General features: G+C 47.8%; 17 protein-coding genes. 11 read left to right on the top strand and 6 right to left on the bottom strand.

Annotated elements, in window-relative coordinates:
- The 6 genes from F3H20_RS15485 to deoC all read left to right on the top strand — a co-directional run.
- On the top strand, nucleotides 1-188 hold a 188-nt coding region (locus tag F3H20_RS15485; protein WP_188128363.1), incomplete at its 5' end, for a transposase.
- Nucleotides 189-425: 237 nt separating this feature from the next.
- On the top strand, nucleotides 426-974 hold the full coding sequence (locus F3H20_RS15480) for a hypothetical protein (protein ID WP_188128362.1): 549 nt from the start codon (nucleotides 426-428) through the stop codon (nucleotides 972-974).
- Between the two features lie 203 nt (nucleotides 975-1177).
- A complete protein-coding gene (locus F3H20_RS15475) occupies nucleotides 1178-2566 on the top strand; it encodes an amino acid permease (protein ID WP_149735812.1) in 1389 nt (462 codons plus the stop codon).
- Between the two features lie 180 nt (nucleotides 2567-2746).
- Nucleotides 2747-3364 (top strand): outer membrane beta-barrel protein, encoded by a 618-nt coding sequence (locus tag F3H20_RS15470; RefSeq protein WP_149735811.1) that lies wholly within the window; start codon nucleotides 2747-2749, stop codon nucleotides 3362-3364.
- Nucleotides 3365-3600: 236 nt separating this feature from the next.
- Nucleotides 3601-3984, top strand: a complete 384-nt coding sequence (locus tag F3H20_RS15465) for a bacteriohemerythrin (protein WP_149735810.1) — start codon at nucleotides 3601-3603, stop codon at nucleotides 3982-3984.
- Nucleotides 3985-4061: 77 nt separating this feature from the next.
- Nucleotides 4062-4742 carry a deoxyribose-phosphate aldolase gene (gene deoC, locus F3H20_RS15460; protein WP_149735809.1) on the top strand — a complete coding sequence of 227 codons (681 nt, stop codon included), beginning with the start codon at nucleotides 4062-4064 and terminating at the stop codon, nucleotides 4740-4742.
- A gap of 63 nt (nucleotides 4743-4805) precedes the next feature.
- Here the strand turns inward: deoC and F3H20_RS15455 are convergent, their stop codons facing one another.
- Nucleotides 4806-5573 (bottom strand): epoxyqueuosine reductase, encoded by a 768-nt coding sequence (locus tag F3H20_RS15455; RefSeq protein WP_149735808.1) that lies wholly within the window; start codon nucleotides 5571-5573, stop codon nucleotides 4806-4808.
- A 338-nt stretch (nucleotides 5574-5911) separates the two neighbouring features.
- Here F3H20_RS15455 and F3H20_RS15450 point away from each other — a divergent pair, with 338 nt between their 5' ends.
- The 5 genes from F3H20_RS15450 (at nucleotide 5912) to F3H20_RS15430 (ending at nucleotide 11675) form a co-directional block, all read left to right on the top strand.
- Nucleotides 5912-6940 carry an asparaginase gene (locus F3H20_RS15450; protein ID WP_316843177.1) on the top strand — a complete coding sequence of 343 codons (1029 nt, stop codon included), beginning with the start codon at nucleotides 5912-5914 and terminating at the stop codon, nucleotides 6938-6940.
- A gap of 782 nt (nucleotides 6941-7722) precedes the next feature.
- Nucleotides 7723-8562: a 3-deoxy-7-phosphoheptulonate synthase gene (aroF, locus tag F3H20_RS15445; protein ID WP_149735806.1), complete on the top strand. Its 840-nt coding sequence runs from the start codon at nucleotides 7723-7725 to the stop codon at nucleotides 8560-8562.
- A gap of 7 nt (nucleotides 8563-8569) precedes the next feature.
- A complete protein-coding gene (locus tag F3H20_RS15440; RefSeq protein ID WP_149735805.1) occupies nucleotides 8570-9019 on the top strand; it encodes an aminoacyl-tRNA deacylase in 450 nt (149 codons plus the stop codon).
- Nucleotides 9020-9425: 406 nt separating this feature from the next.
- On the top strand, nucleotides 9426-10301 hold the full coding sequence (locus F3H20_RS15435; protein WP_149735804.1) for a PHP domain-containing protein: 876 nt from the start codon (nucleotides 9426-9428) through the stop codon (nucleotides 10299-10301).
- Nucleotides 10302-10379: 78 nt separating this feature from the next.
- Nucleotides 10380-11675: a glutamate-5-semialdehyde dehydrogenase gene (locus F3H20_RS15430; protein WP_149735803.1), complete on the top strand. Its 1296-nt coding sequence runs from the start codon at nucleotides 10380-10382 to the stop codon at nucleotides 11673-11675.
- Nucleotides 11676-11736: 61 nt separating this feature from the next.
- Here the strand turns inward: F3H20_RS15430 and F3H20_RS19985 are convergent, their stop codons facing one another.
- The 5 genes from F3H20_RS19985 to F3H20_RS15410 form a co-directional block, all read right to left on the bottom strand.
- A complete protein-coding gene (locus F3H20_RS19985; RefSeq protein ID WP_177173577.1) occupies nucleotides 11737-11877 on the bottom strand; it encodes a hypothetical protein in 141 nt (46 codons plus the stop codon).
- 2 nt (nucleotides 11878-11879) lie between these two features.
- On the bottom strand, nucleotides 11880-13043 hold the full coding sequence (locus F3H20_RS15425) for a GerAB/ArcD/ProY family transporter (protein WP_149735802.1): 1164 nt from the start codon (nucleotides 13041-13043) through the stop codon (nucleotides 11880-11882).
- A 107-nt stretch (nucleotides 13044-13150) separates the two neighbouring features.
- Nucleotides 13151-14395, bottom strand: a complete 1245-nt coding sequence (locus F3H20_RS15420) for a Ger(x)C family spore germination protein (protein WP_149735801.1) — start codon at nucleotides 14393-14395, stop codon at nucleotides 13151-13153.
- Nucleotides 14392-16014: a spore germination protein gene (locus tag F3H20_RS15415; RefSeq protein ID WP_223191800.1), complete on the bottom strand. Its 1623-nt coding sequence runs from the start codon at nucleotides 16012-16014 to the stop codon at nucleotides 14392-14394. The genes F3H20_RS15420 and F3H20_RS15415 overlap by 4 nt, the downstream gene beginning before the upstream one ends.
- Before the next feature lie 184 nt (nucleotides 16015-16198).
- On the bottom strand, nucleotides 16199-16651 hold the full coding sequence (locus tag F3H20_RS15410; RefSeq protein ID WP_149735800.1) for a hypothetical protein: 453 nt from the start codon (nucleotides 16649-16651) through the stop codon (nucleotides 16199-16201).

Genomic DNA, 16651 nt, shown 5'->3' with positions numbered 1-16651 from the left:
ATTTAAAATATAAGTATGGAAACAGGCATTTTTGGTGCAAAGGATATTTTGTGGATACGGTGGGACGAAACAAAGAGGCAATAGCAAAATATATCCGAGAGCAGTTACAAGAAGATATAATTGTCGACCAGCTAAGTTTGAAGGAATTGACAGACCCGTTTACGGGTGAGCCCGTGAAAAAGTCATAAAAAGAGCCCCTTTAGGGGCTGACTGAAAAGGTTATGCGGTTGGCGGACTTTTTCAGTGAGTCTTGAGACTCAGCTAGTACCTTGCCCTTATAGGGCGTAATCAAGCCACCCGTTTTACGGGTGGTCCTGACTGAAGGATTTGCCGGGAGGGTGTAAGACGCACATGAATAGGTGCGGGCCCGGTGGTTATAATAGTATAAATTAAAAAAAACGGATTTTTTGCAAGGAGGATAACAAATGACGGCAAATTTAATTCCGTTTTATTATACCTTCGGGTTCACGGTGATTCTGGTAGCCCTGGTTCCCCGTCGGGACATTCGCCGTCTGGCTATTTATGGCATGATATTTGGCGGCCTGACTGATATTTTGGTAGTCAGCTTTGCCAATTATATCGGTGAGTTCCGGTACATTAACTATGAACCTTTTGGCCTGTTCGGTATACACTTTATGGCTCCGATTGCCTGGACGGTATTTTTTATGCTGTACTTTTATTTTCTGCCGTCAGAGACGGTATATCGTTATATTTATACAGTTATGGGCATGGTGTATAGCATGATGTTCTGCCAAACCATTACCAAACTGGGAATCCTGTCACTGGCCAACGGTCTGTTTGATTCGATTGCTCCCTTTGTTCCCTGGTATTTGATGGCGACCTGGGGTTACGTTAAGCTAACTGAAGAGGAAGAGCGACAGCCACGGAACGGCGGGACGTTTGCCGTATTGCAGCCGGCGGCTAAACCGCTGCCGCTGGAGAATGACAAAACACCGGATAGATCAAAGTCTTGATCTATCCGGTGTTTTTGTTAGTTTTAAGAATAAAAAAGGATTTTGTGTTTTTTAAATGAACAATAAATAGAAATATATTTAAAAAATAATATAAAAAAGGCTGAATTTTCTAAAATAGGTTACGGTAAATAATGACAGGAAACCGGTGGTGTGTTAATATAAATAACTGAAGTTTACTTTTTTGAATGAATGGGGAGATTGCCATGAAGAGAGAAAGTGCTTTGCAGGAAGAACTGCATCGCGGTCTGGAGGAGCGGCATATTCAACTGATCGCACTGGGCGGAGCTATCGGTGTTGGCTTGTTTTTAGGCTCAGGGGCCGCTATCAAGACGGCCGGACCGTCGTTGATGCTGGTGTATGTGCTGGCGGGACTTATTATGTTTTATATTATGCGGGCTTTAGGCGAAGTAGCTGTTGCTTATCCAGTCTCCGGTTCGTTCAGTGCCCATGCCCATATTTTTTTAGGACCGGTGTATGGCTATATTACCGGCTGGACCTACTGGTTTATGTGGGTGGTTACCTGTATGGCCGAAATTACCGCCGTCGGAGTGTATGTGACTTACTGGCTGCCGGAAGTGCCGCAGTGGATTCCGGCGCTGCTGGCGCTTGTGGCAATGACCGGTGTAAATATTATCAGCGTCCGTGCGTTTGGAGAGTTTGAGTTTTGGTTCGCGCTGATCAAGATAGTTACTATCCTGGCGATGATTATCATCGGAGCGGGTATGATTCTGTTTGGACTGGGTAATGGCGGCGTGGCGATCGGCATATCCAATCTCTGGATTAATCAGGGCTTTTTCCCTCATGGGGTGGAAGGGATGGCGATGGCCTGCGTGATGGTCATGTTTTCCTATCTGGGTATTGAACTGGTCGGCGTAACGGCCGGCGAAGCGAAAAATCCGGAAAAGTCGTTGCCTGCCGCCATAGATAAGGTGTTTTGGCGTATCCTGATTTTTTATGTTGGTGCGTTGTTTGTCATCATGTCATTGTATCCCTGGAACCAAATCGGCACGATGGGCAGTCCCTTTGTGCTTACCTTTAATAAGCTTGGCATCCGGGCGGCTGCCGGCATCATTAATTTCGTGGTCCTCACGGCTGCGCTTTCCTCTTGCAACAGCGGGCTGTTCAGCACTGGCCGGATGCTGTACAATCTGGCTTTGCAGGACAAAGCGCCTGCAGCTTTCCGTCAGTTGAGCAACGATCAGGTACCGGTGCGGGGGATTCTGGTTTCGGCCGTTTTTTTGCTGATTGGCGTGGTGCTTAATTATTTGATCCCGGCTCATGTATTCACCTATGTTACCAGCGTGGCTACCTTTGGAGCGCTTTGGATCTGGGGGGTAATCCTGCTGGTTCAGAAAAAATACCGGCAGACCTTAACTGACGAGCAAATTGGGCAGATTAAGTATCCGATGCCGCACACGCCATTTTCCACTTGGGCCGGGCTGGTATTCTTGCTTTTTGTCGTGTTTGTCATGTTTATGGATGCCGATACCCGTGTCGCTCTGTATATTGCCCCGGTCTGGTTCGGACTGGTTGTTGCGTCATACTATGGTCTGGGGATGAATAAAAAAGATAATCAGCCGGAAAAACAGTAATAAGAAGTCTTGACTACGGTGTGATTAACCGTGGGACTCCCGCGGCAGGCGGTATTGCCAGATTTTTACGGCAGGCATTACAGTTGACATAAGTAATGTGGTAGTCTATGATTATTATTGAATTATAATAATGGTAGTGTAAAATTTCTACGAGACTACCCGAAAAGGAGATTTTTACTTATGAAAAAAATGTTAGGTATACTGTGCGGTATGATGCTTGCTACTACTGCGGTTTGCAGCGCCAGTCCCATGCCGAGTTATTCTTTGGGACATGTATCGCTTGATCTGAATATGGGTTCCCCGAATTTGTCCAGCGATAATGTAAAAGTGGACGGCAAACAAAATGTCGGTTACGCGCTTACCGTTGGGGTTGGTTTTGGCTACGCCGGTCAGTATACATACAATGATTTTAAAACCGATAATCCGTTGCATGGCAGCAGCGACATCAAAGCGCAGCAGCTCGTACTGGTCAATAATATGATCGATACCATTGCCAATGTATCTTTATTTGGCGGTGTGACGCAGACCCAGGCTGACGGAGGGCCCAAACGCAATGGGGTTGTTGTGGGAGTGGCCGGCAGCCTGCCGATTGCGCCTAAGACTAAAGCCTACGGTGTTTTAAGCACCGGCACCCGTGTTTCCGGTTATGAATTGGGACTTAGCTACAGCATGACGGATAATGCAAAACTGAACCTGGGTTACCGTGATACCAAATATAAGGGAGTCATCTTTAACGACGACGCAAAGAGCGATGTTACAGCCAAAGGCTTGGTCGGCGGCGTGACGCTTTCCTTATAAGCTAGGGAACTGTTGATTTAATGAGCCTGCCTGGCTGCGCGGTGCGAATAAATCAGTGGTTCCCTAAATACACGGAGTGGAGAGCAGGGCTGTCCTGGCAGCAACGATGCAGGGCAGCCCGTTGTTTGTCCAAAAATAAATGATAAAATTGTCATCCTGCTTGAATTTTTAAGCAGGATTTTTTTCATCGCATCTATAATTTATGTAATACGACAATTACATAAGGGGGTATTATTATGACATTCAAAGTTTGGAATGATAACTTTAGTGTAAATAATCCCACTATGGATGCCGATCACCAGAAGATGACGGAGCTGATTGGCCATCTACATGAACTAGTGACTTTGCAGCAGAATCGGAGTCTGATCAACCTGTTGCTAAACGAGCTTGTCCAGCATGCCGAGAGTCATTTTTGTCGTGAGGAACAGTTTTTGCGGGAAATAGACAGCAGTGATCTGGAGATACAATCCATACAACACGAGCTGTATCTGGAAAAGGTCAGGGAATGCAGAGCCTGCATTGAGCGAGGCGAGTACAGTAAGGCCAGACAAATCATTCCGTTTCTTAATAACTGGTTCCTGTATCATGTGGAAACAGTCGACATGAAATATAAACAATAAACGAGGGTAGGCAGGGCTCAACTGGTAATGGTCAGTGAGCCCTGTTGCTGTCAATATGCAATACAGGAGGATGAAGAATGAAGCTTTCCGTAAGGCAATTGGCTAATATGGTGGATCACACTAATCTTAAGGCGTTTGCTGATGAATCTATGTTCCGGCAGTTATGTGATGAAGCAAGACGGTATGATTTCAAAATGGTGGCCATTAATCCGGCGCAAGTGGAACGCTGCAAAAGATTGTTGAACGGTTCGCCGGTACATGTTGGGGCAGCGGTCGGTTTTCCCTTGGGACAGACTACGCTGGCGTGCAAACTGTTTGAAACGGGAGATGCCATCGCCCGGGGCGCGGATGAAATTGATTATGTCGTTAATCTTGCTGAGCTGAAGAATAAGAATTACGAATATATCGAACGGGAAATGCAGGACATTGTCGAGCTATGCAGGGAGAAAAATGTGATTTCCAAGGTGATTTTTGAAAACTGCTATTTAACCGAAGCGGAGAAAATATTTTTAGCAAAAACAGCGATGGCTGTAAAACCGGACTTTATAAAAACCTCCACGGGTTTCGGGACAGGCGGAGCTACGGTGGAGGATGTAGCGCTCATGAAACGGATTGTCGGCGATGTCGCTAAGGTAAAAGCGGCCGGCGGCATTCGCGATCTGGCGACGGCCCTGCAGATGATTGAAGCCGGAGCAGAACGGCTGGGGACCAGTGCCGGTGTTCAAATCATCGAGGCTTTAAGCAAGGCTGAAGCGTAGCGTATGAAAAACCAGGAAAGCTTTCGGGTTGACACCCTAAACTTTCCTGGTTTTACTTATTTTTTATGGCAGCGGAATTTTTTCTTCGCACGGGACGCCTGTCTGGCATTTGCCGCAGCCATAACGGGGACGGTAACGGGCCAGGACACGGTCAAGATATTCGGCGCAGACCGTGTTGTTCTTGCCTGCTTCGCTGATGGCCAGCGGGGGACAGCGCAAGATACAGGCACCGCATTTGGTGCAGTATTCGTCAATCCTTTCATAAGGGCGGGGTGTTGGCTCCAGATAAGCATCGACAATCAGACTGCCGAAGCGGCCGGCTGAACCCTGCCGGGTAATGAGTGAACGGCTCAGGCTGAAGGTCCCCAGACCGGCAATAAAGGCGACATGCCGTTCCGACCAGTTGCTGCGTCGCTCCAAAACGGCAAAGCGTTTATCAAGAGCCGGAGCAAGCGCCTGCCAGCCGGTTTGTCGAAAGGTATCTGTTAGGTGCCGGCGCAGGGCGTTATTGAAGAGTTCCCCTTCTATGCGGCCGTACAGCCATTCCCGGGCGGCTACTCCCGGCCGGCGGTTTGGCCGGCGGATTTCTTCGGTAAACGGAAGGAAATAAGAAACAACCGATACGGCGCCAGGCAGCCATTCAGCCGGCGAAAGATGCCGGCTGCCGATGGCGTCCGGCTCCTTAAGACGGTCGAAATAGGGATCGCCGACGCTGGCGATCCCTACCAACGGTTCACCATACAGCTTTAGTGACTGCAATTCCTCCAAACAGTTGAGGGGACTGGTAGCAACAAAGCTGGACACGCGGTTTTGAATATCATTTAATTGCATAATTCATCGGACCTCCCCCTGGTTTATAAAAAAATCTGGGTATTGCTTTCTGCTTTCCTTTCATTGTAAGCTATTATACAGAATTTGTATAATTTTTTTCGATGGGAAACTAGTGGTCCACCAACGCTGAAACTACGATTCCTTTACGGTACTTTCTCCGCAAGGCCTCGTTGTCGTCGACTTACCTATGTTTGATAGGTGCGTTTCCTCCGTCTTGCCTTGCGGAAAAATTCCCGCAAATTAATTTGCACTTTCTACGTTGGCGAATCACTAGGGCTGAAAACGATTTTTCAGGATTTTTATGTATAGTGATATATTGAATATGGAAAAAGTATTGAATTAGGTGTATACTATGTACATCTGAAGGGAATGAAAGTATGAAAAATATTGCAGTTTTAGCTACAGGCGGCACCATTGCCGGCGTATCGCCTTCTGCGACCGACACAACCGGCTACCGGTCGGCTATTTTAACGGTCGACGATATTATCAGCCAAATCACTCCGCTTAAGACGATTGCCAATATCACCAGCGAACAGTTTGTTCAGTTGGACAGTGCCGATATGACCCATGAAGTTTGGCTGGAGCTGGCGCGACGGGTCAGCAGCCTGCTGGAGCGGGAAGATGTGGACGGAGTTGTTGTCACCCATGGTACTGATACGCTGGAGGAGACGGCTTATTTCTTGAATCTGGTGGTCAACAGTGAAAAGCCGGTGGTTCTGGTCGGCGCAATGCGCCCATCCACTTCGCTTAGCTGTGACGGGCCGATGAATCTATATAACGCAGTTATTTTGGCGTCCAGTCCCCAGGCCTGGGGTAAGGGCGTACTGGTTACCTTAAATGATACTATTCATTGCAGCCGTGAGGTGACCAAGACCAATACGGCGCTGCAGGATACTTTTAAGACGCCTGATGTGGGCAATTTTGGCTATGTCGTGGACGGTACGCCTTATTTTTACCGGATGCCGATTCGCAAGCATACGTATATGACTTCCTTTCCGATAGAGAAAATAAACGAACTGCCGCAGGTGGACATTATTTACGGTCATGTCAACGACCGGGGTACCTTGGCTTGTGCGGCTGCTGAGGCCGGCGCCAAAGGCCTTGTCTATGCCGGACTTGGCAACGGCAATATGTCAAAGCACATGAAAGACGTATTGGGCGGGATTCAGAAGCAAGGTGTTGTCGTGGTGCGGAGCACACGGGTGGGCAGCGGTGTGGTTACCCGCAATGGAGCCGTTGATGATGATCAGTACCGGTTTATTGCCGCCGATAATCTGAACCCGCAAAAGGCCCGGATTTTGCTGATGCTGGCATTAACCCAGACCGCTAGCCTGGAGGAGATTCAGGCAATTTTCTGGGAGTATTAGCAAAAAGTCTAGGGCGTGTCTTCATACCCTTGGGGGGAATAAATCTCCCGGCAACAGGGCATACTAAAAGCAGAGACAATAAAGGCTGTTTGTCACAGCCTTGTCATAATTGTTTTTTATCCTTACATATGTGAGCGAGGTGATTGGAATGAAAACTTATAAATGGCGTACCCATCCGGTTATTTTATTTACCGGCATGCTGGTACTTTACACCGTTGGCCGATCGATAGCATCTATGATACAATAGATTTCTTCTTGACATACAGTATTTTACAGGATATCATATTCTATAACAACTGAATGTATAACAGCATTGAGCGGGATGAGTACATAGCTTTCTCCTTTAGTTCAGCGAGCCGGTGATCGGAGTTTCCGAAGGTGCAATGACCGGCCTATAAGGTGCTATGGAATGGCCCCGTGAGCTGCCCACCGAAGGTCCTTGGATTGGTAGGCTGGGCCGTACGCCAACGTTAGCGGGCTAGGGTATCGGATAGCAATATCCCGTGCCTGAACAGAGGAAAACGCAGGTTTTCGAAAAAGGGTGGCATTACGAGCTATTTCATCCCTTCGCGGGTGGAATAGCTTTTGTGTTTTCTTTGGAGAAAGCATAGCGTCCATAAGGGTGGCACCGCAAAGTCATTTGCCCCTTACCGGGGAAATGGCTTTTTTGTATTGTTACAAAGCATAAAATCTTTCTGCCGGTGTCCAGAAGAATTTGGCACAGGCGGATCATTCTTACTTTTTATACTCAACATATTAAGAAGTGATAAGGAGGGTATGATATGGGAGGTTACAGACTGGTTTCCCGGGAATATAAGGCTGAAGATACGGTCATCCGCGTAGGCGATGTGGTTATTGGCGGCACCGCCAAAGTGTTTATTGCCGGCCCTTGTGCCGTGGAATCGAAGGAGCAGCTATTGGCTACGGCCAGACTGGTACGTCAGGGCGGCGCGCAGATTATGCGGGGCGGCGCCTTTAAGCCGCGGACATCGCCCTACGATTTTCAGGGCCTGGCTGAGAAGGGACTGGAGTATATGGCGGAGGCCCGTGCCCTGACCGGGTTAAAAATTGTTACGGAAGTGCTGGAGCCGGACGCAGTGCCGGTCGTGGCACAGTATGCAGACCTGTTACAGATTGGCGCCCGGAATATGCAAAACTTTTCCCTGCTTAAAGCGGCGGGACGATCCCAGAAACCGGTCGTATTAAAGCGGGGGCTTGCAGCAACTATGGACGAATGGCTTCAGGCGGCCGAATATATTTTGTGCGAAGGCAATCAACAAGTTGTTTTTTGCGAACGGGGAATTCGCACCTTTGCTACGCATAGCAGGAATACGCTGGACATGAGTGTTATTCCGGCGCTAAAGCAAGCCAGCCATCTGCCGGTCATCGTCGATCCCAGTCATGCAACTGGCCGGCGCGATCTGGTGGCCCCGATGTCTCTGGCCGCTTTGGCCGCCGGGGCGGACGGCATCATGATTGAGATGCATCCCAACCCGGAGATCGCCCTATGCGACGGTCCCCAGTCTCTGTATCCCCAGGAATATTTTTTACTGATGCAGGAGCTTCGGGCCTTATCTGGATTTCTTGGCGGATTAGCACGGCAAAAAGCCGTTGGCGAGTAGGCAGCTTATGGATAGAGTCGCAAACCTGCTGCGAAACAGTGGTTACGCATACGAATTGATATTGCATGATACTCCCCTACTTTCAGTGCAGGAGGGTGCTGCTTATTTTCATATCGTCGAGGGTCAGACGGCACCTACCCTGTTTTTAAAAACAGAGGATGGGTATAAGGCGCTGGTGATAGCCGGTGACCGCGGAAAAGTTAACTTTAAGGAAATTGCCGCTCTGGTAAATTGCAAACGGGTTTGCCTGGCAAGCCGGAAGGAAGTCGAACAGGTAACGGGCTTTGCTGCAGGCTGTGTTCCGATGATCGGCCTTTCGGTGCCTTATATTTTAGACCGGCGCTTGTTTCGCTATGATTTTGTTTATGGCGGGTCGGGACAGGCGACACGTACCCTGAAAATTGAACCTGCAGCGCTTCAACAGCTAAACCGGATTACGGCCATGCTGGAAACATAAAAAACAGGTAATAAAATAAATCGATAAATGTATTGACGGAATTATCTAAAGAGTCATACAATTATAGTAGGAGGAAAAATGTTTGGAAGGGGACGATGAAATGCGAAACCTGCTCGTCATTTTATTCGGACTGGGCCTTCTCTATTGTATGGCATATCTCCCATCATTTATTTTCTTCGTCTTTGTCGGACAGTATATTCAGCCTATTCTGGGAGTATCGCAGAAAGTATTTTTTATAGGCCTGAATGTTGTTTTTGTCACACTGTTTTTAAGTTATGTATTCCTCAATCACCGTAGGCAGCGGTACCATTAAAGCCAGTCAACATAATGGAGCCAAGGAGAAGTTTCCTTGACTCTTTTTTTGTCGGTATAGTATAATCGTGCTAACAAAATAGGGGGTATTTTTATGCCGGCCGAGATTGACTTACATACACATTCCTATTTATCGGATGGCACGCTAAGCCCGCGGCAAGTGATTGAACTTGCAGCCAGGAACCGTATCGGCGTGATTGCACTGACCGACCATGACTGTATTGAAGGAATTGCCGAAGCGCAGCAGGCGGCTGGTGAATACCAGGTTCAACTTGTGCCGGGTATTGAAATCAGCGCCTGTTATGAGGACGGCAAAACCCTGCATATTCTTGGTCTGGGCATTGATCTATATAACCGCGAATTTGCCGAAGCTTATCAAAGGATTAAACAGAACCGGGATGCCAGTATTGATGGGATTATCGCCCGGTTGAACGAACAGGGTGTCGCTATAACCCGTGAACTCCTTATATCTTACAAGGCCGGCCAATATTTGGACCGGTATGCGGTATTGCGATATTTTATGGCGAATCGCTTATGTGCCGAACCGCAGGACGTATGGGATATTTATCTGGATAGAATTCCCTATGGCGAAGCTGAAATGTGGACGGTGGAAAGTGCTTTGAAAACAATAAAGGCAGCAGGCGGACTTTCCTTCTTGGCCCATTATACCAAACGGATTGGGCTGGCCGGCTATTCACCGGCAGAGATGAAAAAACATATAATGTATTTAAAAGAAAAAGGGCTTGACGGGCTGGAACGGTTCTATCCTTCCTTCAGTCCTGCCGAAACTGCCTATGCCGATGAACTGATTGCCGAATTTGATTTACTGCCGTCGGGCGGCACCGATTTTCATGGCGCCAACCGGAGCGGCATTGACTTAGGCACAGGGGATGGGAGTTTTGGCGTGCCCTTTTGTATTTACAAAGCCATCCGGGAGACGCTTAATTCCCGGCAAAGCGGCAGGAAATGACTTTAACAACAGCGAAGTAGTAACGATGTAAAATACGGTAATACTACAATGGGTAGGCTTACTCAGGAGGGTAAAGGTATGAGTATGGAGACGTTGGCGCGGCAGGTGAAGGAAGCTTCAATCCAGTTGGCCGGAGCCGGTGCGGAACTGAAAAATCACGCGTTGGCCCGCATTGCCGAAGCGCTTCTGGCGCGTAAAGACGAAATTATAAAGGCCAATGAGGCGGATCTGAGACGGAGTGAACAGGAAAAGTTGGCGGCTCCTTTACTCAAGCGCCTGAAATTTGATGAGGCAAAACTGCAGGATGCCATTGACGGAATTCATAGCCTGATTGGTTTGGAAAACCCGGTAGGCAAAACTATGCTGGCCACCGAATTGGATGAAGGCTTGGAGCTGTACCGGGTGACCTGTCCGATCGGTGTGATCGGTGTGATATTTGAATCACGCCCCGATGCGCTGGTTCAGATTTCCACCATTTGCCTGAAAAGCGGCAACAGCGTACTCTTAAAAGGCGGCTCGGAAGCCCGCGAAACCAACCGGATGCTGGCCGAGGTAATCCGGCAGGCTACGCTGGAAGCCGGCCTGCCGGCCAACTGGCTGGCGCTCTTAGAAACCCGCGAGGATGTCAGCGCCATGCTGAAAATGGACTGTTATATTGATTTGATTATTCCCCGCGGTTCCAATGAGTTTGTCCAGTACATTATGAATAACTCCAAGATTCCCGTTATGGGCCACGCCGACGGAATTTGCCATGCCTATGTAGACGATGAGGCTGATGTGGCTATGGCGGTCAGGCTGGTTACCGATTCCAAGACTCAGTATGTTTCAGTGTGTAACGCATTGGAGACGCTGCTGGTTCACGAGCGAGTGGCACCGGAATTTTTACCCAGACTCAAAGCCGAGCTGGATAAAAAGCAGGTGGAATTGGTTGGCTGTCCTAAAACCTGTTCCATTATTCCCATCGCGGCGGCTACGGAAGAGGACTGGAAGACCGAGTATCTTGACTATAAGCTGGCTATCAGGCTGGTTGCCGGTCTGGAGGATGCTGTCCGGCATATCAATACCTATGGTTCCGGCCATACTGACAGCATCATCACCAAAAACCGGGAAAAGGCCGCACAGTTTATGGAATATGTGGATTCCGGCAATGTGATGTGGAACTGTTCGACCCGGTTTAGCGACGGCTTCCGTTACGGATTTGGCGCTGAAGTGGGAATCAGTACCAGCAAGATTCACGCCCGCGGTCCGGTCGGTCTGGAAGGTATGATTATCTATAAATATAAGGTGATCGGCAACGGCCATATTGTAGAGGAGTATGCCAACCGTTCCCGGCGCTTTACCCATAAAAAAATCAATAAGGATTTTCCTTTATAAAAAGGTATAAACCTTACACGCGAGTAGCTATCATGCCACTTGCTGTGTAAGGTTTTTTGTTTTAGCGGCGCACAAAGGAATAAAGGCAGACAAAGACATAGTAGACGGCAACAAGGCCGGTAAAAAAGAGCGAGAACAAGCCGCTCAGATAGATGCTGGCCGGATAGGGCCCGACGTTTTGTAAAAGCTCCAGTGTCGGCATGGCTAATCTCCTTCCCGGCAATATTCTGTAGTTGTGCATGAGCGGGTCTTTTGGCCATCACCGGCGGTTTTTAATTTACTGTTGAATGCTTTCAGCCAGGTAATGATCAACAGCATCAACGGGAGATAAATGGTATAAAGTTCATGAATATAACTGTTGCCGAAGGAGATTCCGATAAAACGGTGGAAAACAAAATTGGGTATGGCGGTCAGGTTAATCCAGACCAGAAATATTGCCATAGCGATGATAACCCTCTTTCTTTTTAGCTTAAGCAGGGTTGTCAGGGCCAGCACCGAGCCGTAAAAAAACAGCATGGCTTTAAATAGTCCGCCGACAAAAATCACGATGACGGCAATGGCATCGATATTGGTAATGATGTTGCCAATATTAATCATCTTGACAACTTCGATCAAGGGAATGGTTGTCGCTGCCGCAAGGGGGACGCCCAGCACGGCGATGATCAGTATGGTGGAAGCGACCAGTGAGGCACCTAGCAGGAAGATCGCGGAAAATGCGTACTTTCGAATCAGTTTGGTGTTGTTTGAATAACAGTAAAACATAAGAAAAACGACATCTTCGCCGTAGGGAAAAGTGGAAAAAGAGGGATAAACCTCTGCTAAAACGGGCTTTATTCCATTGGCAAGAATGGGCTGCAGTTCCAGAAGATGGGCATTGCCGGATATGACGGTTAATCCATACATCAGTATAAGGGATAACATGACGATAGGCATGAGAAACTCACTCATCCGGGCCAGTACTTCTATGCCGTTATAGGTAAGATAGATGATGAGCAGGATAAAAGTGCACTGAATCGCCAAAATGGGAGTGTCGGGAAGTATGGTGATACCGATAAGTTCGGCAAATTCACTGAAATTTAAAGTGGAGACCCAGATAAAATAGCCGGCAAAGGAAAGCGTGACAAGGCTGCCTAAAAATTTCCCTAAGACGGCTGCATTGATCTCGGTCAGATTGTTCTCCGGGTAGTGCTTCTGCAATTCCGTGTGCAGCCATATGATGCCAAAGCCAAGGACCAGACCGGACAGGACGACAAGCCAGGCATCCTGTTTGGCCCGTATTCCCAGGGCAAAGATGGTGGAACTGCCTAAAGAATGCATAACCAGTAAGCAAAAAATCTGATAGTTGCTGATGCGTACTTTGGTTTTCATTGCTGTTTCCCCCGCAAAAAAAGTGAATGAAGTTTGTTTTTAAAAAATTGCACCTCTTGCTGACATACCGTTGGATGATCCGTCAACCAAGTCACCGGGGCTGCGAATCATTCTTCTTTTAGCATATCATAGGGTCTGTTTCTGCTGTTTACTTCCGGCTCCGGCCCTTCCTTTTCGATGAGGGATTTTTGGAGTAATCCGGTCCTTCTTATTTTTGTGGTAACTTTTAGCGTATATTCCACGTGGGGAAAGATGTCCGGCCAGTCAGTCTTAATCTTTTGCCATTCATCAGGGTAGTCGGCGTACAGCATTTTACCAAACCCGAAAATATCGGTACCATATTCTTTTTGTACCTTATGAATCGTATCTCTGACTTCTGCTTCAATAACCTGCTGCTGTGCCTGGTTGATTTCCGCCAGGACCGGAAGCTTAGTAATATCGTCAAGGCTCTGCTCTTCGGCAATGTCGCCTTCTTCGGAAATTTTAATGGTAAAACTGTAGTTTCCATTTATTAATTCAGGTTTGATATGGCAGGTAGCGTCTTTAATGTTAATCGTAATTAATTTACCGGCTTCTTTCGGAGAGGGAACCTGGATCATTCCGTTCTTTACTTCTCCGATCACCCAATTGAGGCCTCTTGTCTCACGGTCAGTAAGAAAACCGGCCAGTTTATCTTTCTTGAATACAGCGGTGCCGGCCAGTCTGACCCCTTTAGCTGCTCCTTCTTTATCGGTTGAGGGCAGGACGTCCACAATCTCCACAGCTCCTGTAAAAGGATCATTCGTATCACTGCCAAGATCTTTTAAAAATTCCAATAGACTGGGGGTACTGGCTTCGGAATGAAACGTATTGCGCCTAATGAGTGCATTTAAATAGGTTGCCTGGATATTTTCGATTCCGTGTTTTTCGCTGATGATTTCTCTGGCCGGTACTCCTTTGGCGATGAACAGCCAGAGTATGGGGCGTATTTCGGTAGATCTTCCCCAAAAATCTAAAAGCGGCAATAAGCCTTTACGGGCAAGCTGCTCATCGATGACTACCAGCTTATTGTGAGAAAAAAACGGTTTTCGATCAAGTTCCTTGGACATGTTTTTGATAGCATCGGCTATGGTAGCACCTTTGGCAGTAATGAGCTGGACCGGTTCTTTTTCACCGCCGTTGCCGCCTTCTTGCTTCAGTGCTCCCGGTTTTACCACTTGTGCTGTTAAAAGGATACCGTCACTTTGCGGGTCCTGATCCAGGGCGACCGCCAGAACGATGCCAAGCTCATTTAATTCTTTGCGGCTCCAGCAGCCTGTTAACAGCGTAAGGCAGAGGAAGACTATTACCAGAATATAAAAAGTCCGGATCATTCAGTGTCACCTTCCTCCGGGGCGGGGGTGTGCGATCTTGCTGAAACAGCCTGGCGCCGTGAACGTTTCCAGGTAATCGATTTGGGGCGGGAACGCATCATCCATAAGGGAACCCGAACCAGGGAATCTTTTAATTCGGCTTTTATTGTAGGCGCAAATGGGGCTAAATAAGGTGAACCAAACGAGCGTAGGGAACACAAATGGCCAAGAATGAAAAGAATGCCCAGGGTAACGCCGTATAAGCCAAAGATGGCGGCCAAGCCAAGCAAGGTAAAGCGAAATAGTACAATTGCGTCCAACAGGGGGGTCAGAATGAAGCCGGTAATGGCTGTTAACGCTGCGATAATGACCATAGGCGCACTGATGATACCTGCCCGTACGGCCGCTTCTCCGACAACCAGCGCGCCGACAATGCTGATTGCCTGCCCGATGGGACGGGGCATCCGGACACCGGACTCCCTTAGTATTTCAAATATAGTTCCGATGATCAGGGCTTCAAGAAAGGCCGGAAAAGGAATCCCTTCTCTTGCCGCCGCCGCCGTAATTAAGAGAACGGTAGGAATCATCTCCTGGTGAAAGGTCTCTAACGCTACATATAAGGCAGGGGCCGTTAAGGTAATGAGGAAGGCTATTAAACGGAGCCAAAGCACCACGGTAGATAAATAGGGACGGGAATAGTAATCTTCGGCGGACTGAAATGTTTCGACAAATAAATGAGGAACGGTAAGCACGCAGGGGGTGCCGTCGCAGAGCAGGGCGATCCGCCCTTCCAGTAGTTTGGCGGCTACAATATCCGGCTTTTCTGAGTTGCCAATCGTGGAAAAAGGGGAAAAGGGATTATCTTCAATGTACTGTTCAATGTATCCCGATTCTAAAATGGCATCGGTAGCAATCCGGTCAAGCCGGGTTTTTACTTCCTTCAGAATATTTTCATTGGCAATACCGCTGATATAGGCAATACAAACATCGGTGCGGGTCTGTCGGCCAAGTTTTTTAGTTTCCAAAACCAGGTTAGGATTTTTGATTTTTCGCCGGAGCATGGACGTATTGACGCGCAGTGTCTCGGTAAATCCTTCACGGGGACCTCTGATCGCATTTTCCGTATTCGGTTCGGAAATGTTTCTTGTGCTCCAGCCCCGTAGCCCCAGAATAAAAGCGGTATCATAGCCATTGATGAATAAAACAACAGAGCCTGATAAAATGCTGTCCAAGGTTTTATTAAAGAATTGTGATTCCGTGAGCTCCGAGACACTGAGAATGCTTTCCTTTACAAGTGTATAAGTATCTTGGGGCAAGGCCTGATTGGTGTTTCCTGTATCGCGGGCATCAATCATCAGGGCCTTGATCACATGGTCATCCACTTTTTCCTTATCGGCCAAGCCATCAATAAAACAGATAAATGCCTTGGTTTGGGACGGATCACCGATTTTAAATTCCCGGAAAATCATGTCGCTGCTTTTCCCAATAGCCCGCTTCAGATAGGTTAAATTAGCTTCTAAATTGGAACTGATGACACCCTGAGTGACGTCCGCAGATGGTGCAAGGGGTGTAGAGCGCTGTTCCTGTAAAGATTGCAAAAAGCGTATACGTTTTAAGAATTTTTTGTAGATGCTCTTCACCCCAAATGCCGGAAACAGGATCTAACTTTTTAGTATTATTTACTTTTGTTTATTTATTATTCCTTGCAAGGGGGTAGCTGGAATTTAAGGTTTTAATTGGAATATAGTTATATCCGTTCCGAAAGCAACAACTCCACTTGCCGTAAGCAAGTGGAGTTGTTGTTTTTCAGACTGACTAAGCAAACTATAAGATGATGGGAATAGTGAAGGTACTGGTTACACCGCCGGTGGCGGCATAAATAATCCGGTCTACATTGATGGCGACAAATGAGCCGGCCGCGAAGCTGGTGGAGGTAAAACCAAGGGCAACCGCAGTCACCACACCGCCTACAATAGTAGGAGTAGCCGAAGTAAGCGAGGTTACTCCGGAGGCTTCCGATAATTGCAATACCAAAAATTCGCGGCTGTCTTCCACTTCTACTTCTAAATGACCAGGTTTGCAGCAGGGATCTGGTGGTTCCGGCTTTTTGCAGCAGGGATCAGGCTCGGGTTTACAAGGATCATGATGGCCTCCTTTGAATTGCTTGCGGTCATCATCCAGAACACCGATAAAACGGCCGGTAAGCTGCTGAAAATCGTCTAACACCAGGGTAACAATGGCCCCGCCGGCAAAGTCTAAACCTTTAGGAAGACCCAT

Origin of the sequence: Propionispora hippei DSM 15287, from assembly GCF_900141835.1 — a bacterium.
GTDB lineage: Bacteria > Bacillota > Negativicutes > Propionisporales > Propionisporaceae > Propionispora > Propionispora hippei.
This window is presented reverse-complemented; position numbering and strand designations above follow the sequence as displayed.